This is a genomic window from Burkholderia sp. Leaf177, assembly GCF_001424345.1.
In the GTDB taxonomy this organism is placed as follows: domain Bacteria; phylum Pseudomonadota; class Gammaproteobacteria; order Burkholderiales; family Burkholderiaceae; genus Caballeronia.
The window spans coordinates 59,961-86,906 of record NZ_LMPF01000006.1 but is presented as its reverse complement, the minus strand read 5'-3'; the positions used below and the strand labels follow the sequence as shown (position 1 = coordinate 86,906).

Annotated in this window: 25 protein-coding genes; 18 read left to right on the top strand and 7 right to left on the bottom strand. The window is 59.4% G+C overall.

The window, feature by feature from the left end; genetic code table 11:
• Positions 1 to 248 precede the first annotated feature (248 nt).
• The gene (locus ASG35_RS09180) at positions 249 to 704 is read left to right on the top strand and encodes a CHRD domain-containing protein (RefSeq protein WP_056355779.1); all 456 of its coding nucleotides are present in this window, start codon (positions 249 to 251) and stop codon (positions 702 to 704) included.
• A gap of 26 nt (positions 705 to 730) precedes the next feature.
• Positions 731 to 1,663 (top strand): alpha/beta hydrolase, encoded by a 933-nt coding sequence (locus ASG35_RS09175; protein WP_056355777.1) that lies wholly within the window; start codon positions 731 to 733, stop codon positions 1,661 to 1,663.
• On the opposite strand, the gene ASG35_RS09170 is transcribed toward ASG35_RS09175, so the two are convergent.
• Positions 1,633 to 2,475: an EcsC family protein gene (locus ASG35_RS09170; RefSeq protein WP_056355775.1), complete on the bottom strand. Its 843-nt coding sequence runs from the start codon at positions 2,473 to 2,475 to the stop codon at positions 1,633 to 1,635. The two genes, ASG35_RS09175 and ASG35_RS09170, sit on opposite strands and share 31 nt — an antisense overlap.
• Positions 2,476 to 2,581: 106 nt before the next feature.
• Here ASG35_RS09170 and ASG35_RS09165 point away from each other — a divergent pair, with 106 nt between their 5' ends.
• Complete coding sequence (locus ASG35_RS09165; RefSeq protein ID WP_056355773.1) at positions 2,582 to 4,180, top strand: MDR family MFS transporter; 1,599 nt, start codon at positions 2,582 to 2,584, stop codon at positions 4,178 to 4,180.
• A gap of 48 nt (positions 4,181 to 4,228) precedes the next feature.
• The gene (locus tag ASG35_RS09160) at positions 4,229 to 4,699 is read left to right on the top strand and encodes a MarR family winged helix-turn-helix transcriptional regulator (RefSeq protein ID WP_056355771.1); all 471 of its coding nucleotides are present in this window, start codon (positions 4,229 to 4,231) and stop codon (positions 4,697 to 4,699) included.
• Here ASG35_RS09160 and ASG35_RS09155 read toward each other — a convergent pair.
• Complete coding sequence (locus ASG35_RS09155; protein WP_056355769.1) at positions 4,696 to 5,970, bottom strand: amino acid deaminase; 1,275 nt, start codon at positions 5,968 to 5,970, stop codon at positions 4,696 to 4,698. The two genes, ASG35_RS09160 and ASG35_RS09155, sit on opposite strands and share 4 nt — an antisense overlap.
• A gap of 156 nt (positions 5,971 to 6,126) precedes the next feature.
• Between ASG35_RS09155 and ASG35_RS09150 the strand changes: the two genes are divergently transcribed.
• The 3 genes from ASG35_RS09150 to ASG35_RS09140 are packed head-to-tail and all read left to right on the top strand — an operon-like array spanning position 6,127 to position 8,940.
• Positions 6,127 to 7,056 (top strand): MurR/RpiR family transcriptional regulator, encoded by a 930-nt coding sequence (locus ASG35_RS09150; protein ID WP_056355767.1) that lies wholly within the window; start codon positions 6,127 to 6,129, stop codon positions 7,054 to 7,056.
• A 1-nt stretch (position 7,057) separates the two neighbouring features.
• On the top strand, positions 7,058 to 8,542 hold the full coding sequence (locus tag ASG35_RS09145; protein WP_056355765.1) for an N-acyl-D-amino-acid deacylase family protein: 1,485 nt from the start codon (positions 7,058 to 7,060) through the stop codon (positions 8,540 to 8,542).
• Positions 8,543 to 8,559: 17 nt separating this feature from the next.
• On the top strand, positions 8,560 to 8,940 hold the full coding sequence (locus ASG35_RS09140; protein ID WP_031357567.1) for a RidA family protein: 381 nt from the start codon (positions 8,560 to 8,562) through the stop codon (positions 8,938 to 8,940).
• 37 nt (positions 8,941 to 8,977) lie between these two features.
• Here ASG35_RS09140 and queF read toward each other — a convergent pair whose 3' ends face one another.
• From queF to ilvA, 3 genes are read right to left on the bottom strand one after another with little or no spacing between them, the layout of a single operon-like run.
• Entirely contained in the window at positions 8,978 to 9,805 is an 828-nt protein-coding gene (gene queF / locus ASG35_RS09135; protein ID WP_056355763.1) for an NADPH-dependent 7-cyano-7-deazaguanine reductase QueF, read from the bottom strand.
• Positions 9,802 to 10,707, bottom strand: a complete 906-nt coding sequence (locus ASG35_RS09130) for a 5'-nucleotidase (RefSeq protein WP_056355762.1) — start codon at positions 10,705 to 10,707, stop codon at positions 9,802 to 9,804. Before ASG35_RS09130 ends, queF begins: the two co-directional genes overlap by 4 nt.
• 7 nt (positions 10,708 to 10,714) lie before the next feature.
• Positions 10,715 to 12,238 (bottom strand): threonine ammonia-lyase, biosynthetic, encoded by a 1,524-nt coding sequence (gene ilvA / locus ASG35_RS09125; RefSeq protein WP_056355803.1) that lies wholly within the window; start codon positions 12,236 to 12,238, stop codon positions 10,715 to 10,717.
• Between the two features lie 518 nt (positions 12,239 to 12,756).
• On the opposite strand from ilvA, the gene ASG35_RS09120 reads away from it, so the two are divergent.
• From ASG35_RS09120 to aspS, 11 genes are all read left to right on the top strand, one after another.
• Positions 12,757 to 16,848, top strand: coding sequence for a DUF3683 domain-containing protein (locus ASG35_RS09120; RefSeq protein WP_056355760.1), 4,092 nt, complete (start codon positions 12,757 to 12,759; stop codon positions 16,846 to 16,848).
• A gap of 36 nt (positions 16,849 to 16,884) precedes the next feature.
• On the top strand, positions 16,885 to 17,316 hold the full coding sequence (locus tag ASG35_RS09115) for an HIT family protein (RefSeq protein WP_056355758.1): 432 nt from the start codon (positions 16,885 to 16,887) through the stop codon (positions 17,314 to 17,316).
• A gap of 26 nt (positions 17,317 to 17,342) precedes the next feature.
• Positions 17,343 to 17,753: a gamma-butyrobetaine hydroxylase-like domain-containing protein gene (locus ASG35_RS09110; protein ID WP_056355756.1), complete on the top strand. Its 411-nt coding sequence runs from the start codon at positions 17,343 to 17,345 to the stop codon at positions 17,751 to 17,753.
• 94 nt (positions 17,754 to 17,847) lie between these two features.
• Positions 17,848 to 18,579, top strand: a complete 732-nt coding sequence (gene ubiE / locus ASG35_RS09105; protein ID WP_056355755.1) for a bifunctional demethylmenaquinone methyltransferase/2-methoxy-6-polyprenyl-1,4-benzoquinol methylase UbiE — start codon at positions 17,848 to 17,850, stop codon at positions 18,577 to 18,579.
• A gap of 26 nt (positions 18,580 to 18,605) precedes the next feature.
• Complete coding sequence (locus ASG35_RS09100) at positions 18,606 to 19,625, top strand: Tim44 domain-containing protein (protein ID WP_056355753.1); 1,020 nt, start codon at positions 18,606 to 18,608, stop codon at positions 19,623 to 19,625.
• A 152-nt stretch (positions 19,626 to 19,777) separates the two neighbouring features.
• Complete coding sequence (locus tag ASG35_RS09095; protein WP_082508300.1) at positions 19,778 to 20,476, top strand: ubiquinone biosynthesis accessory factor UbiJ; 699 nt, start codon at positions 19,778 to 19,780, stop codon at positions 20,474 to 20,476.
• An 11-nt stretch (positions 20,477 to 20,487) separates the two neighbouring features.
• Positions 20,488 to 22,065, top strand: a complete 1,578-nt coding sequence (gene ubiB / locus ASG35_RS09090; protein WP_056355751.1) for a ubiquinone biosynthesis regulatory protein kinase UbiB — start codon at positions 20,488 to 20,490, stop codon at positions 22,063 to 22,065.
• 3 nt (positions 22,066 to 22,068) lie between these two features.
• On the top strand, positions 22,069 to 22,701 hold the full coding sequence (locus tag ASG35_RS09085; RefSeq protein ID WP_056355749.1) for a methyltransferase: 633 nt from the start codon (positions 22,069 to 22,071) through the stop codon (positions 22,699 to 22,701).
• A 237-nt stretch (positions 22,702 to 22,938) separates the two neighbouring features.
• A complete protein-coding gene (locus ASG35_RS09080) occupies positions 22,939 to 23,337 on the top strand; it encodes an FmdB family zinc ribbon protein (RefSeq protein WP_056355747.1) in 399 nt (132 codons plus the stop codon).
• A gap of 199 nt (positions 23,338 to 23,536) precedes the next feature.
• On the top strand, positions 23,537 to 24,193 hold the full coding sequence (locus tag ASG35_RS09070) for a DUF502 domain-containing protein (RefSeq protein WP_056355743.1): 657 nt from the start codon (positions 23,537 to 23,539) through the stop codon (positions 24,191 to 24,193).
• Between the two features lie 75 nt (positions 24,194 to 24,268).
• Positions 24,269 to 26,071, top strand: a complete 1,803-nt coding sequence (gene aspS / locus ASG35_RS09065; protein WP_056355798.1) for an aspartate--tRNA ligase — start codon at positions 24,269 to 24,271, stop codon at positions 26,069 to 26,071.
• 76 nt (positions 26,072 to 26,147) lie between these two features.
• Here the strand turns inward: aspS and ASG35_RS09060 are convergent, their stop codons facing one another.
• A complete protein-coding gene (locus ASG35_RS09060; RefSeq protein ID WP_056355741.1) occupies positions 26,148 to 26,459 on the bottom strand; it encodes a helix-turn-helix domain-containing protein in 312 nt (103 codons plus the stop codon).
• Positions 26,456 to 26,800 (bottom strand): hypothetical protein, encoded by a 345-nt coding sequence (locus tag ASG35_RS09055; RefSeq protein ID WP_056355739.1) that lies wholly within the window; start codon positions 26,798 to 26,800, stop codon positions 26,456 to 26,458. The genes ASG35_RS09060 and ASG35_RS09055 overlap by 4 nt, the downstream gene beginning before the upstream one ends.
• Positions 26,801 to 26,946 lie beyond the last annotated feature (146 nt).

The following is a 26,946-nucleotide window of genomic DNA, read 5'->3' as shown; positions in this document are numbered from 1 at the left end:
CAGCGAAATACTGCCTGACAAGTTTGAGCTTTAATTGCTCGCTATGCTTCGCCATAAAAAACACCCCAAATTGTTGGACGGGTGTCCAACTTTTGGGGTGCAGTTCATTCGGGCGCCTTTTCGTGTTTCCGCTCGGCTTCTACTCAATAGCTCCACGTAGAAGCTCACATCGAAAAAAATGTTCTACTATGACCGGACGATGAGACAGACCACTCATCGGCTCGTTGGTTATTTATTAGAGAGCAAAAATGTTCACGAGATCCGGTTCGTTGCATCGTAGGCCGCTTGCAAGTCTGGCTTTGGTGTTGCTGTCAGTAGCGTCCGTTTCCGCATTTGCCGATAGCGTCGCGTTGCAAGCCAATTTGCAACCATCGAGCGAAGTCCCGCCGCGTGTCAGCAAAGGTCACGGCGTGCTGAGAGCTACCTTCGACACAACCACCAAAATGCTGCAATGGAACGTGATCTACGGCGACTTATCCGGCCCCGCGACCATGGCGCATTTCCACGGGCCGGCGCCCGTAGGGCAGAACGCGAAGGTGCAGGTTCCTATCGATAAAACCGCGTTGCCAAGTCCAATTAACGGCGAGGCCATGCTTTCCGAAGAACAAGCCACCGATCTGATGGCCGGCAAGTACTACTTCAATATCCACACCGAGAAGAACCCCACGGGCGAGATCCGCGGACAAGTGATGCCCGCAAACTAGTACCGCATTTATAAAGAGGACGGGCAATGAGTTGGCAAAGCGCGTTGATGTGTTGGGTTTTGCGAAACAAGATGCGCCCTGCAACTGCAGCTCCGGGTATCGACGTGGCCCGGGCGCGCGCAATGACATCGAAACGCGTATGGTCGCCAAAAGTCCCGCGCCGCTGGCATCTCCATAAACATTACGCCGATAACGATTCACCCCTTCGCGGCGAATGGCTTTCGCCGGAAACGCCTTCGCACATCACGATTCTTTATTTGCACGGCGGCGGTTATTACTTTTGCTCGCCCGCGACGCATCGAAATCTTGTGTTCGCGTTCGCGCGGCGTTCCGGCGCGCGGATTTTTTCGCTGGATTACCGGCTCGCGCCCGAACATCCGTTTCCGGCGGCATTCAATGACGCTTTGGCGGCGTATCGAAAGCTCATTGCGGATGGTGTTGCGCCGCAGTCCCTCGTGATTGCCGGCGATTCAGCCGGCGGCGGTCTCGCGCTCGCCACGCTGCTCGCATTGCGCGACGCCGGCGATCCGCTGCCGGCCGGCGCCGTGCTGTTTTCGCCGTGGACGGACCTGGCGGCGACGGGCGCGTCGGTTACGACCAACAATGGTCGCGACCCGATGTTCTTCGGCCGGGCGATAGCGCCCGCGGGCAAGCTTTACACAGGAAACGCAGATGTCCGTAATCCGTATGTATCGCCGTTATATGGACGATTCGACGGTTTGCCGCCGCTCTTTATTCAGGCTGGCGACACAGAAGTTCTCTTCGATGATTCCACGCGCGTCACCGAGAAAGCGCGTGCGGCGGGCGTGAGCGTGGAGTTCGAGATCTTGCCGAACATGCCGCATGCGGTGCAAATGCTCGCGCCCTTCGTGCCCGAAGCCAACAAGGCGTTGGAGCACGCGGCGCAATTCGTACGCGGCGTGGCGCTTCACCGGCCACTCGAGATGTCGATGGTCTGAAACGCGCGTTCCACCGCGAGCTGTCCATACTGTCGCTCGAGCCGACGCACGGTGAAGTGCCCGTGCGCCATCTGCTGGAAGTGATCGATAAACACCGTATTCACCAATGCGCCGAGCACGGCGCCGATCGCGGGAATCGATTTCGCGGCGACCTGCTCGCTAACCTGCACGGAAAAGCGCGACGCCACCGTCTGCAAGAACTTGAGCAACGCGGTCGAGCCGTGTCCGCTCAATCCCTTCGCGGCAATCTCGCTCGTCGCCTTCGATACCGACTGCGCCAAGGTCCCACGAACAATGAAATAGCCGATATCGGCGTTATCGTCGCTGGAACTCGGACCGCCCATGCCGAGGACCATCAAACATTGCAGTTGGGTATCGACGAGATGAATGTCTTCGCCTTCACTGCGCGCAATGTCGCAGATCGAGCGGAACATCAGCGTTGTCGTGACCGGCAATTCCACTGGCAACGCGAAGAGGCCGAACGCGCCGCCCGCCGCGCCGGTCGTCGCAACCGCGAGTTTGTGCATCAGGTTGTGCGGCTTTTCGGGCGGCAGCAAAACGCCTTCCACTGAACTCTTGGTCAGCGTGCGCAACGCCAGTTGCAGGCATTTCTTGAGCGCGGCCTGCGTGGCGTCATCGATTTTTTCCTGCGCGAAGTTCGGCATGCGGGCCATCAGCTTTTCGATGGGCGAGCCCACCACGCTCGCAAGTTTCATCGTCAAGGACGGACTTTCCAGCGCTTCCTTGGCGCGGCGCAAGGTCGCCAGGTCTTCCGGCGAAAGGGGCGAGGCGGAGATGGGCGTCGGTTCCATGATGTTTTCGAAAGGGTCTAATAAAGATTCAGGCTTTGATCTAGAACAATATCGCGTGCTATGATTTCGGGTCTGTTGACAAGTCAATCATTGCGGTATCAAAAAAATGGCCGTTCATACTGCCGCGCATCACTCCGCGGGACAAGTGCTCCCTTTCCGCGAATCGCTGATGGCGATGTTGGGAATCTGCTTCGTGACCATGCTGGTCGCGCTCGATCAAACCGTGGTCGGCACGGCGCTGCCGACTATCGTTGCCGAACTCAAGGGATTTGACCTCTACGCGTGGGTCGCGACCTCCTATTTGCTGACATCGGTCATTACCGTGCCTATCTTCGGACGGCTCGGCGATTACTATGGTCGCAAGCCGTTCGTGATTGCATCCATCGTCGTATTCACGGCCGCTTCCGCACTGTGCGGCATGGCCAACAATATGCTGTTCCTCGTGCTCGCGCGCGGCCTTCAGGGAATCGGCGGCGGCATGCTGGTCGGGACCGCCTTTGCGTGCATTGCCGATCTGTTTCCCGATTCGGTAGTGCGCCTCCGATGGCAAGTCATGATGAGCTCGGCGTTCGGTATCGCCAACGCAGTCGGGCCGTCGCTGGGCGGAATCCTGACCCAATACTACGGCTGGCGCTCGGTTTTCTACGTCAATTTGCCCGTCGGACTCATTTCGGTGTTTTTCGTCTGGCGCTTCCTCCCGCATCTTCGGCACATCAAGCACGAAGGCAAGATGCGACTGGACTGGCAAGGCGCGGGCCTGATCGCGATTGCGCTCGGTTCGCTGCAATTGTTCGTTGAAATGTTGCCAAAGCACGGCGTGTCAGCAGGAACGCTGGTGCTGCTCGTGGTGAGCGTTGCTTGCGGATATGCGCTCTGGAAATGGGAACGGCGCTGCGATTACGCGATTCTTCCCGTCGATATGTTCCGCAACAAAAGTCTTTCCGCGCTGTTCACGCTGGCGATACTCGGCGGCTTCACCATGTTTTCGCTGCTGTTTTACGCACCGTTGCTGTTCCAGGGCGGGTTCGGCATGTCGCCGAAAGACGCCGGCCTGATCATCACGCCGCTGGTGGTGTTTATTACTATCGGCAGCATTTTGAACGGGCGCATCGTCACGCGCGTGAAGAATCCGAACGCCATGCTGTATGTCGGATTCGCGTTGCTCGCAATTTCGTGCCTTGGCGTGGTGATCGCAACGCGTTCCATGCCGCGGCCGCTCTTGATGGCGATCATGGTGCTCGGCGGCATGGGCCTCGGCTTCGTGATGCCGAATCTGACCGTGTTCGCCCAGTTGACGGCGGGACGCGAGCATCTTGGAATTGCGACGGCGCTGCTGCAATCCTTGCGCATGATTGGCGGGATGGTCGGCACGGCGCTGACCGGCACCCTGATCACGCATCTCTACGCGAGCGGCGTGCAGCTTTCGCTCGATAAAGACAACGCCGGTCATTGGTTCGGCGATCTAAGCGATCCGCAAATTCTGATCAATCACGACGCGCAGACCACGCTTTTGTCGCAACTCGTCGCGGCAGGTCATAACGGCGTTGCGTTGCTTGAATCGGCGCGCGAGTCGCTGGTCGCGGCAATACACATCGGCATTGCGGTGGCGGCGGTTGTCGCCGTGATCGCCGTGTGGCAATCGCGGCGCGTGCCGCCGGTCCGCCTGAAGGGCACGAAGGTGGAACCGGCTGTCATGGCCGAATGAACGCATTGCCGGACGCGCAGCATTAACGCGAAGCAGGAATCAAACAGCATGGACGAAACGGAACGCATCGCGGTCATTCAGCAATTTGGACGCACTTATCGTGTGTTCATGCAGTCGTTCGAGTCGCAAGTCGGCCAGCCGATGCCGCGCTGGCGCATCCTGATCGCGTTGCACGATCATTCGGGCGAGTTGTCGCAGAAAAAGCTGGTCGAGCGGTTGCGTGTCGATCCGGGCGCGCTCACGCGGCAACTAAAAACGCTCGAAGCGCTGGGATGGATTGCGCGTAGCGTCGATCAACGCGACAACCGCATCTCCAACGTGATTCTCACCGACGAAGGCCGAGCGGTCGTCAACGCCGGTTTGCCGCGCCGCAATGAGTTCTTGCGCGAGACGCTTTCCACGCTTCCCGATGAAGCCATCGCCGCTTTGTCCGGCGCGTTGCGCGTGCTGGAGCAGCGCATCATTGAAGTTGCATCGACATCATCGGACAGCGACGCAACGCTCAGCGGCGGCGCTTAAAACGCCGTTTCGACCACTTCTTTCACGCGATATTTCGCATCGACGATCAGGATCTGGCGCCACTTGTCGAACGTGAGACAAGGGTGCGAGATGTCGAACGCGATCATGTCGCCGACCTTGATGTCATCGCCCGGCTTGATCCGCAAATATGCGTGCTGGTCCATCATGCTGAAGATTTCCCAGCCTTCGCCCGGCGCCACGTCGCGCGGCAATTGCGTGCCGGGACGGAAATGGCGCGCGGGTTCGGGCATGCCGGCGTCGAAGGCTGCATCGCGTTTCCCCAAACCGATGATCACGCGATCCGGCTCCGGAATCGATTGCACGTAAGCCCACAACTGCAGCGCAGGCTTCAGGCCTTCGCCCATCTTTTTCGCGATCGGATTGCGCGCGAAAATCTCGTTCTGCGCTTTCTTGTACACACCTACGTCGTGCGTCAGGTAACAGCCCGGACGCAAGATCACTTCGATGGCATCGCTGTTCGCCTTCGCGAATTCATCGGCGACGACGTCGTACCACGCCGATCCCGCGCCCGACAAAATCGCCGGCTTCCGTTCAATCTTTCCCTGCGCGACGAGCGCACGCGTCACCTCGACGGCGTGCTGTAAAAACGCGCGCACCTTCGATTCATCCTGCAGCACGCCTTCATACAACTCGACGCCAGTCAGCTTCACCGTATCCGGCCAGCGCGCGATGGCGGCAAGCACGGCGTCGCGCTGTGCATCGTCGCGAATTCCCGTGCGGCCACCTTCCACGCCGAGTTCCAGCAACACGTTGATCTGCTTGTTCACATCGCTGAAAAACGCGCCGAGCTGATCGACGTTATCCGCTGAATCCACGAGGCAATGGAACTCGAAATTCGGGTCGGTTAGCAACTCCGCGATCATGCCCATGTTGCGTTTGCCGACAAGCTGGTTCGCCATCATCACGCGATGCACGCCGCCACGATAAGCCGCGCGAACCTGATGCGCGGTCGCGAGCGTGATGCCCCACGCGCCGGCGTCGAGCTGGCGGCGGAACAATTGCGGCGCCATGGTCGTCTTGCCGTGCGGCGCGAGCTTCACGCCGTATTCGGCCACGAACGCCTGCATCCACTTCAAGTTGTGCTCCATCCGGTCCGCGTAAAGCACGGCGGCGGGGAGGCTCACGTCTTCATCGAGCAGATTCCAGTCGAGACGCGCCGCATCCGCCAGATGAACGCTCACGCCCGGAACCATGCCGAGGCCCTTGCCGAACGGGTCGATTGTCGGGGTCTGATAGTTTGTAACTTTCATGTGCTGCTACTCCATCGTTCGTTTTGATATGCTCAGAACTAGCTTTTAAGCCAAAACCTGCATATTCGAGATTGACTCGGTTATGGTACAGAAAGTACGATGCCTGATAAATTGTTATTTAGTACCACGCACGCAATACGCGCCAAAAGGCTTGCAATGAACGTGTCGTCCGAACCGCCCGTTTTCGATATCGTCGCCCGGATCGCCGAGCGTGCGCCGGAATTGCGCGCGGCCGAGCGCAAGGTCGCAGCGCTCATTCTGGACGATCTGACCGGCGCGTCGCGCGCGAGCATTGGCGCGCTCGCGAAAAAAGCAGCGGTCAGCATTGCGACCGTAACGCGTTTCGCGAAGGCGGTCGGCTGCGAGGACGTACGCGAACTGAAGCTGCGCCTCGCGCAAGCGGCGGCGGTCGGTCAGCGGTTTTTACGCAACGCGCATGACAATCCGAACGCCGACGCGCTTCCCGATTCCCTCGCTTCCCGCATTTTCGACGATATCCAGACTACGCTCGCCCACAATCGCGGGGCGTTGCAGGCGGCGCCCATTGCCGCCGCCGCCGATGCGCTCGCCAATGCGCAGATGATCTACGTGTTCGGCATGGGCGGCGGCTCGACCGCGCTCGCCGATGAAATGCGTTTCCGGCTTGTTCGGCTCGGACGTCCGGTGGCGTCGTATCAGGATGGTTTGCTGCAGCGGATGGTCGCCGCGACGCTGTCGAAAGATCACGTGGTCGTGGCGTTATCGGTGACGGGACGAACGCCGGAAATGGTCGAAAGTTGCCGCATCGCGCGGGAATACGGCGCGCGCGTGATCGCGCTGGCCGCGCCGGTTTCGCCGCTCGCGCAACTGGCCGACTGGCTGATCCCGGTCATCGCGAACGAAACAGACTTTATCTACAAGCCATCCACGTCCCGATACGCAATGTTGATGGCGCTCGACCTGCTCGTCACCGAACTTGCCGTGAAGCAGGGCGATACCAGCCGCGAGCTTTTGCGGCGCATGAAACACGCGCTCGACGCGTATCGCGGCGGCAGCAATGAACGCCAGCCGTACGGCGAGCCATATGGCGAACCTTTGGGAGATTGACATGGCATTGGATTCGCAAACACACGCCGATACGCTGATCAAAGGCGCACGCGTCATCGACGGAACGGGCGCGCCTGCCGTTCAGTGCGACGTGGCGGTGAAAGACGGGCAGATCGTGGCGATCGGCGCGCTCGGCCAATGGACGGCCGAGAACGTTGTCGAGGCGGAAGGGCGCGTGCTGGCGCCGGGTTTTATCGATGTCCATACGCACGACGATACCCACGTCATCCGCTCGCCGGAAATGCTGCCGAAAATCTCGCAAGGCGTGACGACGGTGATCGTCGGCAATTGCGGCATCAGCGCGTCGCCGGTGACATTGAAGGGCGCGCCGCCCGATCCGATGAATCTATTGGGCGCCCAGGGCGACTTCAAATATCCGACGTTCGCCGCGTATATCGATGCCGTGAACCACGCGCGGCCGGCCGTGAACGTGGGCGCGTTGATCGGGCATACGGCGCTGCGTAACAACCATATGGACCGGCTGGATCGGGGTGCATCGGCGGATGAAATCGAGGGCATGCGCGCCCAGCTCGAACAAGCGCTGGCGCACGGTGCGCTCGGCCTGAGCAGCGGTCTTGCATACGGCTCGGCGTTCAGCGCGCCGCCGGAGGAAGTGATGGCGCTGGCCGAACCTTTGGCCAACGCCGGCGCGCTGTACACCACGCATATGCGCACTGAATTCGACGCGATTCTCGACGCCATGGACGAGGCGTATCGCGTTGGAAAACATGCGCGCGTTCCCGTCGTGATCTCGCATCTGAAATGCGCGGGGCCATCGAATTGGGGACGCAGCACGGAAGTCCTGAAGTCGCTCGACCGAGTGCGCGATGGCCAGCCCGTGGGATGCGACTGTTATCCGTACAACAGGAGTTCATCGACGCTGGATGTGAAGCAGGTGACCGGCGATATCGACATCACGATCACGTGGTCCACGCCGCATCCGGAGATGGCGGGCAAGCTGATTTCCGAGGTCGCGGCCGAGTGGCAAGTCACGCAGCAGGAGGCGGGCAAGCGCTTGCAGCCTGCCGGCGCGGTGTATCACAACATGTCGGAAGACGACGTGCGGCGGATCTTGTCGCATCCGGCGACCATGGTCGGCTCGGACGGTTTGCCGAACGATCCGTTGCCGCATCCGCGTTTGTGGGGCGCGTTCCCGCGCGTGCTCGGGCACTACGCGCGCGACACGACGCTCGTGCCGCTGGAGGAGGCGGTGCGCAAGATGACGGGATTATCGGCGCGGCGGTTTGGTCTGCCGGGGCGCGGTCTCGTGAAGGTCGCATATCACGCGGACCTCGTTCTTTTCGATGCCGATAAAGTCCGCGATACCGCGACTTTCGCCGAGCCGCGTCAAACGGCGGATGGTATCGATGCAGTCTGGGTGAATGGCGCGTTGTCGTATCTGGATGGCGCCGTGACGGGATTACGGGCGGGACGTTTTGTGGCGCGTGGCGAGGCTTCGAAACTCGACACGGCTGGACATTTTTAACTTAGAGGATATTCAAAATGAAACGATATGGCGTGGAAGGCGGTAAAGGACAAGGCGGCGCGGTAATGCCGTTTTCGCGTGCTGTTGAAGCGGATGGCTGGCTGTTTGTTTCAGGCCAGACGCCGATGGAAAACGGCGAAGTCATTGAAGGCGGAATCGTTGCGCAATCGCATAAAGCAATTCAGAACGTATTCGCCATTTTGAAGGAAGCGGGATACGGCGCGGAACATGTCGTGCGATGCGGCGTATGGCTCGATGATCCGCGCGACTTTGCATCGTTCAACAAAGTGTTCAAGGAATACTTCGGCGAACACCCGCCGGCGCGCGCTTGCGTGGTTTCATCGATGGTGATCGATTGCAAGGTTGAAGTGGATTGCGTGGCTTATAAAAAAGCGTGATGGTCTGACGCGCGGGTTCTATACCCGCGCGTTTATTTTATTGTCTCGCCAGCCGCGCGTTATCCGGCATCGGCAAATTGAAGTTAGTCCGGAACGGATTGATATCGAGTCCGCCGCGCCGTGTGTATCGCGCATAAATCGCCAATCTTTCCGGTTTGCATTCGCGCATCACGTCCACGAAAATATTCTCGACGCATAACTCGTGGAACCCCGTGTGTTCGCGGTACGAAATGATGTACCGAAGCAAACCGGCGTGATCGATCGGCGCGCCCACATAACGAATCTGCACACTGCCCCAATCCGGCTGGCCGGTCACCGGACAATTCGATTTAAGCAGATTCGAGAACACGGTTTCATCAATGGGCGATTCACCAAACGACGCGCTCAACAACGAAGGATCGGGCGTATAAATGTCCGCATCCAGATCCAGCCGGTCCAGCGACAAACCCTCGAACTCTTCCATCTTCAGCTTCACGCCAAATTCATAAGGCGAAACAAGCTGAACCGAAACGTTCGCGCCGCAAATGGCCGAAACGTCCTTGCGAATCGCGGCGCGAACTTCGTCGATGGAATCAAAAGCCGTCTGCGAAAACGATCCCAGATACAGCTTGAACGACTTAGACTCCACGATATTCGGCGAATCCGCCGGCACGATGAACGTCGCCACCGCAATCTGCGGTTTGCCCTTGCGATTGAGCCACGAAAGCTCGTAGCCATTCCAGATATCGGTGCCGAAGAACGGCAGTTGCGCGGTTAGTCCGATCGTCGCGCGCCCCGAAGCGCGGTCGATGGGAAAAAGCAGCGCCGGATCGTATTGTTCGCGGTACTGGACCGGCTTGCCAAGGGGAGATTGTTCAGGCGTCATGATGCATTCGCTATGCCATTCGGAACATGCCCGGTCGCTGTGACGACACGGGCCGATTCAATATGGCCGATTTGATCGTCGAAGAAAAAGTCGGGTTCGAACTCGGCCAGAAACGGGCCCTTGTCCAATCCACCGAGGAACATCGCTTCGTCGATTTCGATGTTCCATGCCATCAGTGTACGGATTGCGCGCTCGTGCGCGGGCGCCGATCGCGCGGTGACAAGCGCCGTGCGGATGCGCATTCGCGTGGCTTCGTGACTGAGCTTTTGCAGTTTGTGAAGCGCTTCAAGCAACGGCTTCAACGGACCGTTTGCCAAAGCCAGGTCTTTCTTGCCGACTTCGTGTTCAACAAACGCGGGCAAACCTTGCGCCTGAAACACTTGCTCGGCTTCGTCGGAGAAAAGCACCGCATCGCCGTCGAAGGCAATCCGGATTTCGTCAGGATACCGGCTCACGGCCAGCGGCGCTCGCGGCACGACGGTCGCGGCGGGAAAACCGGCTGCGATGGCATCGCGGACATCGACCGGATTCGCCGATAAAAACAACGACGCGCGAAACGGTTCGAGGTATCTGAATGGCGACTCGCCGCGCGTGAAAACGCCGCGCTCGATCGCGAGGCCATGTTCCTTGCACGAACTGAACGCGCGCAAGCCGCTGATGGGATCGCTGCGCGACAAAATCACAACTTCCACCCGCCGTTCGCCGTCCACATTCAGCGCGAGCAGTTTCTCGATCAACGAAAACGCGATGCCCGGTTTCGCCGGAACGTTGAGCCGCGAACGTTGCAACGCCTCGTAATCGCGCAGATCGCCGGATTCGTAGACCTCGTTTTCCTCTTCGAAATCGAACAACGCACGCGAAGAGATCGCGACCACCAGCTTCTCGGCGAGCGTGAAGGCCATGCGCGCGTCAGGCCAGGAAAAGCTTGTAGACCGGGTTCGCGCCTTCGTCCCACCACTGATAACCCAGCGTCGCGAGGAATTGTCCGAACGAAGCGTTATCCGATTGCGGAACCTGGATGCCGACGAGGATCGAGCTCGTGTCCGCGCCCTGGTTCCGGTAATGGAACAGGCTGATATTCCAGTTTGGCGCCATCGACGAAAGGAATTTCATCAGCGCGCCCGGACGTTCCGGAAATTCGAAACGCAGCAGGCGTTCGTCTTGCGCGAGCGGCGAATGACCGCCGACCATGTAGCGAATATGTTGTTTCGAGAGTTCGTCGTGACTGAGATCGACCGTAGCAAATCCGTGTTCTATAAACGCATTCGCCATCTGCACGGCTTCATTGCGCGTCTTGATCTGCACGCCGACGAAAATATGCGCCGCGTTCGAATCTGCGATCCGGTAGTTGAACTCCGTCACGCTGCGCGTTCCGACCAGTTCGCAGAAGCGCCGGAAACTGCCGCGTTCTTCGGGGATGGTCACGGCGAACACGGCTTCGCGCGCTTCACCGACCTCTGCCCGTTCCGCGACAAACCGCATGCGGTCGAAATTCATGTTCGCGCCGGACGTGATGGCAACGAGCGTCTTCGCCTCCAGCGCTTCGCGCTCGGCGTAGAGCTTCGCGCCCGCAACCGCCAGCGCGCCCGACGGTTCCAGCACGCTGCGCGTGTCCTGGAATACGTCCTTGATGGCGGCGCAAAGTGCGTCGGTATCGACCGTGACGACTTCGTCGAGCAACTCGCGACAGATCCGGAATGTCTCTTCGCCGACGAGTTTCACCGCCGTGCCGTCCGCGAACAAGCCGACTTCGGTCAACGTGAGGCGCTCTCCGGCGGCGATGGATTGTTTCATCGCGCACGAGTCGATGGATTGCACGCCGATCACGCGGATCTCCGGGCGCACCGCTTTCACGTATGCCGCCACGCCCGCCGCAAGTCCGCCGCCGCCGATGGGGACGAAGATGGCGTGGATCGGGCCTTGATGCTGGCGCAGGATTTCCATGGCGACGGTGCCCTGGCCGGCAATGACGTCGGGGTCATCGAACGGATGCACGAAGGTCAGGCCGCGTTCTTCTTGCAGCTTGACGGCGTGGCCGTAGGCGTCGCTATACGACTCGCCGTGCTGGACGACTTCCACAGTCGGGCCGCCGAACGCGCGCATGGCATCGATTTTCACTTGCGGCGTAGTTACCGGCACGACGATCACAGCCTTGCAGCCGAGGCGCGTGGCCGAATACGCAACGCCCTGAGCGTGGTTTCCAGCCGATGCCGTGATTACGCCGCGGGCGAGGACGTCGGCGGGAAGGTGGACCATTTTGTTGTACGCGCCGCGAATCTTGAACGAGAACACCGGCTGGTTGTCTTCGCGCTTGAGGTACACCGAGTTGTGCAGTCGCGCGGACAAATTGCGGGCAGGTTCGAGTTCGCTTTCGCGGGCGACGTCGTAGACGCGCGCGGTCAGAACTTTCTTGAGGTAATCAGGGTGGGTCATTCCGGAGCCGTTCGCGCGGCGTTGCGCGCCATTTTTGAGCGAAAGTATCAATAATAGCCGATGGGGTTCGCGCTGGCGCTTGAGTGGGTTCTTCGCGGCCGCCCGACTCTTGCTGCCAAAACGCTCAAATCTCCGTCGAAAATGAACAAGCTTTAAGCCGTTTAACCCGCTAGCGAGTGCGAACGGCGAATATCGCGATAGGTTAGAATCCGCTTTTCGATACAGGATCGGAAGATGCAACGGCGCAGCCGGATCGGCCTCTTGACGCATGTTCCCCGCGACGCTCGACCCGAGTGCAGCGCGCTGTGCCGCACGACCCGGGCGGCTCTGCAATCACATGCGCGATCGTGGTCGTGATTTCCGGTACTTTCGAAGGATTTGCTTCGCTCGTAATCTCCGCCGGCGAGCACCTTCACTAAAAAAGTTTCACTCGAAAACTGCGCTTCCCCGCGCAATGCCGGTTATATCGCTGCTTTTGCATCAAACAGCGCGAGCGCCGGCCCACCGAACTGTCGAATATGAACGCACCACAAGCCTTCGATCCGAACGGCGCCGCGCATGCCGTGGCTCTCGATACCGAGCCGCGCCTGCGCGAAATTCCCTATAACTACACGTCGTTTTCCGATCGCGAAATCGTGATCCGTCTGCTCGGCGAAGAAGCGTGGGCCGCGCTCGCGCATTTGCGCAGCGAACGCCGCACGGGCCGCTCGGCGCGCATGCTCTACGAAGTGCTGGGCGACATCTGGGTGGTGCGCCGCAATCCTTATCTGCAGGACGATCTGCTCGATAACCCCAAACGCCGCGCATTGCTGGTCGAGGCGCTGAATCATCGTTTGGGCGATATCGAAAAGCGTCGCAAAGCCGATCTTTCGCAACATCAGGACGATGCCGGGCGCGACCGCGCCACGCGCGTGGAGTTGCTGATCAGCGCTGCATGTCGCGCGGTCGAGGACTTCAAGAAGGAGTTCGAGCAGACTTACGACTTGCGCAAGAAGGCATCGAAGGTATTCAGCAAGGTCACCGAAAAAGACAACATCAAGTTCGACGGCCTGTCGCGCGTGTCCCATGTGACCGACGCCACCGACTGGCGCGTCGAATATCCGTTCGTCGTGCTCACGCCGGACACGGAAGCCGAAATCGCGGGGCTGATCAAGGCGTGCTTCGAACTCGGACTGACCGTGATTCCGCGCGGAGGCGGCACCGGTTACACCGGCGGCGCAATTCCGCTGACGCCTTTCGCGGCCGTCATCAATACCGAAAAACTGGAGCAACTCGGCCCAGTCGAGATGACGGATTTGCCGGGCGTGGATGGCCGTGTCGCGACCATTTTCTCGGGCGCGGGCGTGGTGACGCGTCGCGTGACCGAAGCCGCCGAACAGGCCGGTTTCGTGTTCGCCGTTGACCCGACATCGCTCGATGCATCCTGCGTAGGCGGCAATGTCGCGATGAACGCCGGCGGCAAGAAGGCCGTCCTGTGGGGCACGGCGCTGGATAACCTCGCGTGGTGGCGCATGGTCGATCCGGAAGGCAACTGGCTCGAAATCACGCGTCTCGATCACAACCTCGGCAAGATCCACGACATTCCCGTAGCGCGTTTCCGCCTCGACTGGTTCGACGGTTCGCGCGCGCCCGGCGAGAAATTGCTGCGCACGGAATCACTCGATATTTCCGGCGCGAAGTTCCGCAAGGAAGGGCTCGGCAAGGACGTGACGGACAAGTTCTTGTCCGGGCTGCCTGGCGTGCAGAAGGAAGGTTGCGACGGGCTGATCACATCCGCACGATGGATCCTGCACAAGATGCCCGCGCACACGCGCACCGTTTGCCTCGAATTTTTCGGCCAGGCGCGCGATGCAATTCCAAGCATCGTGGAGATCAAGGATTATTTGTTCGAGACGTCGAAGCAGGGCGGCGCGATTCTCGCGGGCCTCGAACATCTCGATGAACGTTATCTGCGCGCCGTCGGTTACGCGACCAAAAGCAAGCGCAATGCGTTTCCGAAGATGGTACTGATTGGCGATATCGTCGGGAACGATCCGGATGCCGTGGCCCAGGCCACCTCCGAAGTCGTGCGCATGGCGAACGGCAAGAGCGGCGAAGGGTTTGTGGCGGTGAACGCCGAAGCGCGCAAGCGGTTCTGGCTGGATCGTTCGCGAACGGCGGCCATCGCCAAGCATACGAACGCGTTCAAGATCAACGAAGACGTCGTGATTCCGCTCAATCGCATGGGCGAGTACACGGACGGGATCGAGCGGATCAATATCGAGTTGTCGATCAAGAACAAGCTGCAACTGGTCGACGCGCTCGAAACTTTCTTCAAGGCCGGCAAACTGCCGCTCGGTAAGAGCGACGACGCCAATGAAATTCCGAGCGCCGAATTGCTGGAAGATCGCGTGCAGCATGCGCTCGATCTGCTCAAGCGCGTGCGTGAGCGTTGGACGTTCGTTGGTGAAAAGCTGGATATGCCGTTGCGTGAAGCACAGCATTATCTGGTTCAGGTCGGCTATGAAAGTCTCGCCGAAAAACTCGCGGATCGGGTGGATTCGCAAGAAGGCATTCGCGTATTCGATGTCGCCCAGGACCGCACCATCCGCGTTTCCTGGAAGCAGGAAATCCGCGCGGAATTGCGCCATATCTTCAATGGCGGCGAGTTCAAGCCCATCCTCGAAGAAGCGCAGAACATCCACAAGACGGTGCTGCGCGGCCGCGTGTTCGTCGCGCTCCACATGCACGCTGGCGACGGCAACGTCCACACGAACATCCCCGTCAACTCCGACAACTACGAGATGCTGCAGGACGCGCACGTCGCGGTCGCGCGCATCATGAAGCTCGCGCGCGATCTGGACGGCGTGATTTCGGGCGAGCACGGCATCGGCATCACGAAGCTGGAATTCCTGACGGAAGACGAGATCGGCGAATTCCGCGCATATAAACAGCGCGTCGATCCGAATGGCCGTTTCAACGCCGGCAAGTTGCTCGCCGGCGCCGATCTGCGCAACGCCTATACGCCAAGCTTCGGCTTGATGGGATATGAATCGCTGATCATGCAGCAATCGGATATTGGCGCAATCGCCGATTCCATCAAGGATTGCCTGCGTTGCGGCAAGTGCAAGCCGGTTTGCGCCACGCACGTACCGCGCGCCAATCTGCTTTACAGCCCGCGCAACAAGATTCTGGCTACGTCCTTGCTGGTCGAGGCGTTCCTGTATGAAGAGCAGACGCGCCGCGGGGTATCGATCAAGCATTGGGACGAATTCAACGACGTCGCCGATCACTGCACCGTCTGCCACAAGTGCGTCACGCCGTGCCCGGTGAAGATCGATTTCGGCGATGTCACCATGAACATGCGCAACCTGTTGCGCAAGATGGGCAAAAAGAAGTTCAACGCCGGCAACGCGGCCGGCATGTTCTTCCTGAACGCCACAAACCCGCAAACCATCAACCTCGCCCGCACGGCCATGATGGGCGTCGGTTACAAGGCGCAGCGTCTCGGCAATGACGTGCTGAAAAAGTTCGCGAAGAAGCAGACGGCGAAACCACCGGCAACGGTCGGCAAGCCGGCGGTGACGCAGCAGGTCATCCACTTCATGAACAAGAAGATGCCCGGCAATCTGCCGAAGAAAACGGCGCGGGCGCTGCTGGATATCGAGGACAACAAGATTGTCCCGATCATCCGCAATCCGAAAACGACCACGTCGGATACGGAAGCCGTGTTCTATTTCCCAGGCTGCGGTTCCGAGCGCTTGTTCTCGCAAGTCGGTCTCGCGACGCAAGCCATGCTGTGGGAAGCGGGCGTGCAAACCGTTTTGCCGCCGGGTTACCTCTGCTGCGGTTATCCGCAACGCGGTTCCGGACAATTCGATAAAGCCGAAAAAATCGTCACGGATAACCGCGTGCTGTTCCATCGCGTGGCCAATACGCTGAATTACCTCGATATCAAGACCGTCGTGGTGTCGTGCGGAACGTGCTATGACCAGCTCGCCGGATACGAATTCGAGAAGATCTTCCCGGGCTGCCGGATCATCGATATCCACGAATTCCTGCTCGAAAAGAACATCAAGCTGGAAGGCGTGAGCGGCACGCGCTACATGTATCACGACCCGTGTCACTCGCCGATCAAGACTATGGACCCGGTCAAGCTGGTCAACGACATCATGGGATCGGCGAACGACGGCTACAAGATCGAGAAGAACGATCGATGCTGCGGCGAATCCGGCACGCTCGCCGTGACGCGTCCGGACATTTCCACGCAAGTCCGATTCCGCAAGGAAGAGGAAATCCGCAAGGGCGCGGCGAAGTTGCGCGACATTCCGCTCGTGGCCGAAGCCGGCGCGAACGGCATCAATCTGGCGAACGCGTCTGCAGGAACGGCGGGTGCTGCGCCGGGTTCAGTGCTAAAAGCAGGGGACGGCGCGTTATCCACCGGAACCGACGTCAAGATTCTCACCAGTTGCCCGTCGTGCCTGCAAGGTTTGTCGCGGTACAACGAGGACGCGAATATCGAGGCGGATTACATCGTCGTGGAAATCGCCCGCAAGGTGCTCGGCGCGAGCTGGATGGAAGATTACGTCGCACGTGCCAATGATGGCGGGATCGAGCGCGTGCTGGTGTAATAGCGGACCGGGGTCAAGTTTCGCTAGAGGAAAACGATGGACTGTGTCTTTTGCCGTGAAGACGGCGGCGAAGTCTTGTGGTCGGACGACGCGCTGCGCGTTGTCCTCGCCGACGAGCCCGACTGGCCGGGCTTTTGCCGCGTGATCTGGACCGCGCACGTAGCCGAGATGTCCGACCTGAACGATGCCGACCGCGCGAAGCTGATGCTGGCGGTGAATGGCGTCGAGCGTGCGATCCGGCGTGTCATCGCGCCCGCAAAGGTGAATCTGGCGAGCCTCGGCAACCAGGTCCCGCACGTCCATTGGCACGTCATTCCGCGCCATTCCAACGATTCCCGGTTCCCCTTGCCCATCTGGGCGCCACGCCAGCGCACGGTCTCGCAGGTGCTGTTGTCGAACCGGCGCGCCCAGGCCACGTTGCTGCGGGAAGCGGTTCGCAGCGAAATGGCGGCGGCTTTCGGGTCATAAGCCCAGACTCTTCATAAAGGCTCGACATGAGCGGACTCACCAAACAAACGCCGATTCCGACTGGCATCGTCGTGCATTCCAAGACGCGCGCGCTCGAGCTGCAATACGGCAACGATCAGACGTATCGCGTACCGTTCGAGCTATTGCGCGTATATTCGCCCTCGGCGGAAGTTCAGGGACACGGGCCGGGGCAGGAAACGCTGCAAACGGGCAAGCGCGATGTTTCGATAATTTCGGTCGATCCCGTTGGCCATTACGCTTTGCAACTCAATTTCTCCGATGGCCACAACACCGGCATCTACTCGTGGGACATCCTGCACGACCTCGCGGTGCGTCAGGAGGAGTTGTGGGCGCAGTACCTGGCCAAGCTGGAAATGGCGGGCGTTGATCGCGACACGCCGATGACGCCGAAAGCGTCCGGCGGACATCGTCACTGACAATTTATAGATAGCAGCGGCGATTTGCCGCAGCGCGTGGCCGGGAGCTCGGGGAGCGCGGCCAATTACACGAATAAAAGCGAGGACAAACGCGATGAGCAAGACCCACTTCGGTTTTGAAACGGTCGACGAACAAGACAAAGCGAAGAAAGTGGCAGGCGTTTTCCACTCCGTCGCGGGCAATTACGACCTGATGAACGACCTGATGTCGGGCGGTTTGCATCGTGCGTGGAAGCTGTTCACGATCGGCCAGGCGAAGGTGCGGCCGGGCTACAAAGTCCTCGATCTGGCAGGCGGGACGGGCGATCTGGCGAAGGCGTTTGCTAAACAGGCGGGCGAAAAAGGCGAAGTCTGGCACACGGACATCAACGAATCGATGCTGCGCGTCGGGCGCGACCGGCTTCTGGACAAAGGCGTGATCACACCGACCTTGATCTGCGATGCGGAGAGGATTCCATTCCCCGATAATTATTTCGATATCATTACAGTTGCCTTTGGACTTCGTAATATGACGCACAAAGATGGTGCGTTGGCGGAAATGTATCGCGTCGTGAAGCCGGGCGGAAAGGTGATGGTGCTGGAATTCTCGAAGGTATGGGATCCGCTCAAGAAAGCTTACGATCTCTACAGTTTCAAGATTTTGCCGTGGCTTGGCGACAAAATAGCGAAAGATGCAGATAGCTACCGATACCTCGCGGAGTCCATCCGGATGCATCCGGACCAGGAAACTTTAAAAACAATGATGGAACGCGCGGGCTTGGAACGAGTCGAATATTACAATTTGTCAGGTGGCGTGGTAGCGTTACACGTCGGGACCAAATTTTAGTGTTCCACTTTTTAAAAGGATTCGAAATGTCCGATTCGCGCTTACCCCAAACTCGGGGTTTCCTGAAGTCGTTATTCAGGAAAGCCGGGGTCGTTGCGCTGGCTGGCGTAATCATGGCCGGTGCATTAGTTACAGACGACGCTGAGGCGCGCCGCATGGGCGGCGGCCGCAGCATGGGCCGTCAATCGACCACGGCGACCCAACAACATCAAGCCACGCCGCCGTCGCAGTCCATGCAGCAAGGCCAGGCGGCGAATGCGCAACGCGCGGCGCCCGCCGCAGCGCCGGCAGCAGCCGCGGCACAACCCGCACGTAACCGCTGGCTCGGACCGATCGCAGGTCTCGCGGCTGGCCTGGGTATCGCGGCATTGCTGTCGCATTTCGGTCTGGGCGGCGCGTTTGCCGGCGCAATGGCCAACATGATCATGATTGCGTTGATCGTTTTGGCTGCCGTGATGATCTTCCGCTTCTTCATGAACCGCAGGAAGGGCGCAACGCCGGCTCTGGCCAGCGCGGGTGCGGGTTCGCCGTTCGGAGGCTCCGCTCGTACGAACCTGAATCAGCCGCAGGAACCGAGCTACGTGCCGCCGTCGGCGCCAGGTGGTTACGGTCCGTCGGGCGTTCAGAGTTATACGAGCCCGGTTGACGCGGCAACGGCGCCGCAAGTCGCCGTGCCGTCCGGTTTCGATACCGATGCGTTCCTGCGCAACGCGAAGGTCTACTTCGTACGCTTGCAGGACGCCTGGGATCGTGGCAATTCGAACGACATTCGCGAATTCACCACGCCGGAAATGTTCGCTGAAGTGAAGCTGGATATCGACGCGCGTGGGACGCAGCCGAACCGTACGGACGTCGTGCAGCTCAACGCCGACATTCTGGGTGTGGAAGATCGCGGCACGGAAAGCCTGGCAAGCGTGCGTTTCCACGGTTTGATCCGCGAAACGGAAGGCGCTGCTGCCGAACCGTTCGTCGAAATCTGGAACCTGTCGAAGCAGAAGTACGGCAACGAAGGCTGGCTGCTGGCTGGTATTCAGCAAGTTAGTTGAGCACGAAGGCCGACGTTCAGGCTTTGTCGGCTAGACCGGATGGCTAACGTTACGTTTCCGGTGACCTTGGCCAAACGATAACGCCAGTTGCAAAGGTAGAATAGAAACCCGCACGAGTGACCGCTTGTGCGGGTTTTTTCATCTCAGAGCCGATGACGCACGCAGACGATTTCGCCCAACCCGCAGTCCCCTCTGCCACCCAGGCCGCAGCCAGAACCGCATCGAAGGCGTTCGCGGCTGCTGTGAACCATGTGCTCGCGCGCGAATCGTGGGCCCGCGAGCGTCTTTCCCCATACGCAGGCAAGACCGCATGCTTCGTTCTTGCGCCGTTTTCGCTGTATCTGATGGTGCAGCCGGACGGGCTGATTGGCGCTATCGACGAAAGCCAGGCTTCGTTCGACGTCACGCTTTCGGTTCCCCCGGACGCCGTCCCAGCGTTCATGCAGGGTGGTCAGGCGGCAGTGATGAAGCACGTGCGCATAGAAGGCGACGCGGAGTTTGCGACGACCATCGCGAAACTGGCCGAGCATCTTCGTTGGGAGCCCGAGGAAGATCTGGCGCGCGTGATTGGCGACGGACCGGCCCACAGGATTGGCTCGACCGTGCGGCTTGCTGGTGAACAAGCGCGCCGCTCGGGGCGCAATCTGCTTGAATCGGTCGCGGAATATCTGCTCGACGAACAACCTCAACTCGTGCGCCGTAGCGCCCTCGACACGTTCAATGCCGAATTGTCGATAGCCCGGGACGCGCTTGCGCGCGTCGAAAAACGCATCGAGCGACTCGAACAAAAAGCCGAAGCCCGTGGCGCATCAGCGCCCGGCGCCGCGCCAGCGCGCGGCACGAGCAAGTAATGGGCTGAACCATGCGTTTTCTGCGTTTCCTCAAGATTTTTTTCACCGTAGTGCGATTCGGCCTGGATGAACTGGTGCTGAGCGGCATTCAGGATCGGCGCGTTCGCATGCTGATGCGCATGACCACGTTCGGACGCAAGTTCGAGGTCGCACGTGGCGTGCGGCTTCGTCTGGCGCTTGAAAGTCTCGGACCGATTTTTGTGAAGTTCGGGCAAGTGCTGTCCACGCGTCGCGATCTGCTGCCCGTCGATATCGCGAATGAGCTGGCGAAGCTGCAGGACCAGGTGCCGCCGTTCGATTCCGACGTGGCTATCGCAATTGTCGAGAAGTCGCTGGGTTCGTCTATCGACGTGTTATTCGATGATTTCGAGCGCGTGCCGGTGGCTAGCGCATCCATTGCACAGGTGCACTTCGCGAAGATCAAGACGGGCGCGCACGCGGGCAAACCGGTCGCGGTGAAGGTATTGCGGCCGAACATGCTGCCGGTGATCGACTCGGATCTGGCGCTGCTGCGCGATATTGCGTACTGGACCGAGCGGTTATGGGCCGATGGCAAACGCCTGAAACCGCGAGAAGTCGTGGCCGAGTTCGACAAATATCTGCACGATGAACTCGACCTGATGCGCGAAGCCGCTAACGGCAGTCAGTTGCGGCGCAATTTTGCCGGCCTCGATTTGCTGATGGTGCCGGAGATGTACTGGGACTATTCGGCGCCCACGGTGCTTGTGATGGAACGCATGGTTGGCGTGCCGATCAGCCAGGTGGAAGTGCTGCGGGCGGCCGGCGTGGATATCCCGAAACTGGCGCAGGAAGGTGTCGAGATTTTCTTCACGCAAGTTTTCCGCGACGGGTTTTTTCACGCCGACATGCATCCCGGGAACATTCAGGTGAGTCTGGCGGAGGACACGTTCGGGCGGTATATCGCGCTGGATTTCGGTATCGTGGGCGCGCTTTCCGACTTCGATAAAAACTATCTGGCGCAGAACTTTCTCGCGTTCTTCAAGCGTGATTACCACCGGGTCGCCACACTGCATCTGGAGTCGGGCTGGGTGCCGCCGACTACGCGTGTCGAAGAACTGGAAAGCGCGATTCGGGCCGTGTGCGAACCGTATTTCGATCGCGCGTTGAAAGATATCTCGCTGGGTCAGGTGCTGATGCGGCTCTTTTCGACCTCGCGCCGCTTCAACGTCGAAATTCAGCCCCAGCTTGTTTTGTTGCAAAAAACCATGCTGAACGTGGAAGGTCTGGGGCGTTCGCTCGATCCGGATCTCGACTTGTGGAAGACCGCCAAGCCGTATCTCGAACGGTGGATGAACGAGCAAGTCGGCTGGCGCGGCTGGTATGAGAGGCTCAAGCTCGAAGCCCCGCAATGGAGCAAGACCATGCCCCAGTTGCCGCGCCTGATCCATCAGGTGCTGGCAAACCAACACGACTCGTCGCGTGGCGGCAACGACGAAATGATGCGCATGATCCTGCTCGAGCAGAAACGGACCAACCGATTGTTGCAGGCGTTGCTGATCTTTGGGCTAGCCGTGGGCGCGGGCGCTGTGCTGGCCGAGTTCTGGCAAGTGCTCGCATACGGAGGCTAGACCATGGCCGATGAGCCGAAACCCGCTGCCCCGGCGTTCGCCACGCGCGACGCCAACTCGCCCGAGTTCTGGGACGAACGTTTCGATCGGCGATTCATGCCTTGGGATCAGGCGGGCGCGCCCGAGGCGTTCAAGGCGTTTGCCCAAGAACATCGCGACGCGTTGAAAAACGTGCTGATTCCTGGTTGCGGCAGCGCGTATGAAGCGCTTTGGCTTGCTCAGGAAAAATGGCGGCTGAAAGCCATCGACTTTTCGCCAAGCGCCGTAAGCGCGGCTCGCCTGCAACTGGGCGAGTACGCAGATGTGGTCGAACAGGCTAATTTCTTCGCGTACGAGCCGCCTTTTGAACCCGATTGGATCTACGAGCGCGCGTTTCTTTGCGCGTTACCGCGCGACCGGTGGACCGATTACGCCACTCGCATGGCGGCGTTGCTGCGGCCGGGCGCGCTGCTCGCCGGCTTCTACTTCCTCGGCGCGACGCCTAGCGGTCCACCATTTGGTATCGAACGAGATGCGCTCGACGCGTTGCTCTTGCCGCACTTCGAACTGGTTGAAGAGCAGGAAGTTACCGGCTCCATCAGCGTTTTCGCCGGCCGCGAACGCTGGCTGACATGGCGCCGTCGGCCGGAAGTTTGAGGCGCTCGTCTTTAAAACGCCCGGTATCGCCACAAAATGAGGTCGCAATATCCTCTGCGCGGGTGAAGCGGTCCGCAAGCGTCCACGTCGTGTTTCATCGATAGAAAACGCGCGCCAACCTGTTGCATCGCGTCTTAAAGCTGCCCGCGCGGGGCCGAATTTAAGGGGCCGCCGATGGTTTGCGGCTATAATTCAAGGCTTTGCAAGCGCCGAAACGTCAATCGTAGGAAGAGTGCCATGCCGATCTACGCGTACCGCTGCGAGTCATGCGGCTTTCAAAAAGACGCGCTCCAGAAAATGAGCGATGCGCCGCTCACCACCTGCCCGCAGTGCGGGAAGGACACGTTCGTCAAGCAGGTCACCGCTGCAGGCTTTCAGTTGAAGGGCTCTGGCTGGTACGTGACGGACTTCCGTGGCGGTAATAATGGTGCGCCCGCGGCCGCCAAGAAGGAAGACGGCGCGAAGGCCGAAACCAAGAGCGAAAGCGCATCGGATTCAGGGAATTCGGGCAGTTCGGGCAAGGACGCCTCGAAAAGCGATTCGGCGGCGGCAAGCGCGCCGGCATCGGATAGTTCGAAGAGCAGTGCATCGTCCACGCCGGCGGCATCGAAACCGGCTGCTCCGGCATCTAATTGACGCCCGCCGAAATCCTGAAACGAAGCGCGAAGCCTGAAACGCAAACGAAGCCTGACCCGCGCGATCCATTTCACCGCGCTCAACCGCTCGATCTGTCCGATCGTACGCACGCAGATGTCCGCCCGGAACCCAAGCTGCACTTCGGGCGGCGAACCAGCCAAACCGTGAAATCCGGCGGTGCGGCCTTCCGGCTGTGTAAATGACGACCAAAAAGACTACGTTGAAATCCGTGTTTGCCACCGGCTTGCTGGTGCTGGTGCCGCTTGCCATCACCTTGTGGGTGATCGGTCTCGTGATCGGAACCATGGACCAGACGCTGCTGCTGCTGCCGGAATCGTGGCAGCCCGAGCGCGTGTTCGGTTTCCATCTGCCGGGCTTGGGCGCCGTGCTTACGCTCGCGTTCATTTTTGTCGTGGGCTTGCTCACGCAGAACTTCATCGGCCAGAAACTGGTCGAGTGGTGGAATGTGATCGTGCGTCACATTCCCGTGGTCGGGCCGTTGTATACCAGCGTGAAACAAGTGTCGGACACGTTGCTTTCGAGCAGCGGCAACGCGTTCCGCAAGGCACTGCTGATCCGTTATCCTCATTCGGGTTCGTACACCATTGGATTCCTGACGGGCGTTCCTGGCGGCGACGTAGTGAATCACCTGACCGAAGATCATGTGAGCGTCTACGTGCCGACCACGCCGAATCCCACCTCGGGCTTTTTCCTGATGGTGCCGAGAAGCGAAGTCATCGAGCTCGATATGTCCGTCGATGCTGCGTTGAAGTACATCGTGTCAATGGGAGTAGTCGCGCCGTCCATGCCGCAAGCGCAGGCCGCGCCGCGCCGTCCCGTCGACCCGCCGCTGTAATGCCGGCGTGCCGCGAACATCGTTTAATGTGTTCGCGCGTGCCGTTGATCAATGAATAACGAAAGACACAACATCATGTCGATGAGATCTGAATACTGCGGTCTGGTGACCGAAGCCCTCCTGGGCCAAAGCGTTTCGCTGTGCGGCTGGGTACATCGCCGGCGCGACCACGGCGGCGTCATTTTTATCGATCTGCGCGATCGCGAGGGCCTCGTTCAAGTCGTGTGCGATCCGGATCGCGCGGACATGTTCAAGGTTGCCGAGGGCGTGCGCGGCGAGTTCTGTGTGCAGGTGAAAGGCATCGTGCGTGCGCGTCCCGAAGGCACGGCGAACGCCGGGCTGACGAGCGGCAAGATTGAAGTGCTGTGCCATGAGCTGAACGTGCTGAACCCGTCGGTTACGCCGCCGTTCCAGCTTGACGACGACAACCTGTCCGAAACCACGCGCCTCACGCATCGTGTGCTCGACCTGCGCCGTCCGCAGATGCAGCAAAACCTGCGCTTGCGGTATCGCGTGGCAATTGAAGTGCGGAAGTACCTGGATGAGCAGGGTTTTATCGACATTGAAACGCCGATGCTGACCAAGAGCACGCCGGAAGGCGCGCGCGATTATCTGGTGCCTTCTCGTACGAATCCGGGTCAGTTCTTCGCGTTGCCGCAGTCGCCGCAATTGTTCAAGCAGTTGTTGATGGTTGCGAACTTCGATCGTTATTATCAGATCGTGAAGTGTTTCCGCGACGAAGATTTGCGTGCCGATCGTCAGCCGGAATTCACGCAGATCGATTGCGAAACGTCGTTCTTGAGCGAGCAGGAAATTCGCGATCTGTTCGAAGCGATGATCCGTCATGTGTTCAAGAAGACCATCGACGTTTCGCTTGATGAGAAATTCCCGGTCATGCTGTATTCGGAAGCCATGCGCCGCTTTGGTTCGGACAAGCCGGATCTGCGCGTGAAGCTGGAATTCACGGACCTGACGGACGCCGTTCGCGACGTCGATTTCAAGGTATTCAGTACGCCGGCCAATTCCAAGGATGGCCGTGTGGCGGCGATCCGCGTGCCGCGTGGCGGCGAGATGACGCGTAGCGAGATCGACGGCTACACGGAATTCGTGCGTATCTACGGGGCGAAGGGTTTGGCCTGGATCAAGGTGAATGACATCGCGAAGGGCCGTGACGGCTTGCAGAGCCCGATTGTCAAAAATCTGCACGATGCATCGATCACCGCGATCATCGAGCGGACCGGCGCGCAGAACGGCGACATCATTTTCTTCGCGGCGGATCGCTCGAAAGTCGTGAACGACAGCTTGGGCGCGCTGCGTCTGAAGATCGGCCATTCGGAATTCGGCCGTGCGAACGGGCTTTTCGAATCGGGCTGGAAGCCGTTGTGGGTTATCGACTTCCCAATGTTCGAATTCGATGAAGAAGACAACCGTTACGTGGCTGCGCATCACCCGTTCACGAGCCCGAAGGAAGAGCATCTGGAATATCTGGAAACAGATCCGGGCCGTTGCCTCGCGAAAGCGTACGACATGGTGCTGAACGGCTGGGAAATCGGCGGCGGATCGGTGCGGATCTATCAGGAAGAAGTGCAGAGCAAGGTGTTCCGCGCGCTGAAGATCAACGCTGAAGAAGCGCGGATCAAGTTCGGCTTCCTGCTCGACGCGCTGCAGTACGGCGCGCCGCCGCACGGTGGTATTGCGTTTGGTCTGGATCGGATTGTCACCATGATGGCCGGCGCGGATTCGATCCGTGACGTGATCGCGTTCCCGAAGACGCAGCGCGCGACCGATTTGCTCACGCAAGCGCCGAGCGAAGTAGACGAACGGCAGTTGAAGGAACTGCACATTCGTTTGCGTCAGCCGGAGCCGAAGGTGCAGTAAGTTCGGCTGCGACGTTTGAAACGAAAAGGCGCTTGATGCGCCTTTTTCGTTATTCGAGCCAAAATGCGAAAACTGGCTAAAGTGCGGCCAGATAATCGAGAGTCTCCGGATGTTGCTCGACCAGTTTGATAAGGACAGCGGCCTGGGCATTTGGCTTCGCCGTTCCTTGTTCCCAGTTCTCCAGAGTTCGCGGATTGACGCGTAACCTGTGAGCAAGCACTGCGCGAGACACATTCATCTTCGCGCGCAATTCCCTGATCTCAGCCGCCGATATCTCGACCGGCGACGGTATATCCATTTCGACCGTCCGAAGCGTCACTTTTTCTTCGCGCTGATCGGCCAAAGCGTGGACACCTTCCTTCAATTCCGCAAACAGATTTCGCTTCATCTCGTATTTCTCCGCGCCACTTCTGCGCTCAGCATAATCGCCAATTCTCGCCGTTCGTCGTTGGACAGGTCATCCATTTCATCTTTGCCGTACAAGGTGAACAACCAGATTTGCCAGCCGGAAACCCAGTAGTAATAGATGACGCGTATTCCGCCACGTTTGCCTTTACCTCGTTTGCTGCTGCCAAAACGCAGCTTGCGCAGACCGCCCGTTCCCTTGATAACATCGCCTGCGGTAGGACGAGCGAGTAACTCCTGCGGCAACTTCCGATATTCGTCGTCATCAAGATAATCATCGCGGTAACGTCGAAACGCGGGCAGCTCAACAAAAGTCAGTTTCATTTAATATACGCAAGTTACGTATGATCGGCAAGCGGGCGATTTCTGACTTTGGCAATCTCGATCGTCCGCGTTGGGCAACTACATACGGTAAAGCGACGTGTTATCGAACGGGTTCTCCGCGATGATTTTTGATAACGAGTTGTGAT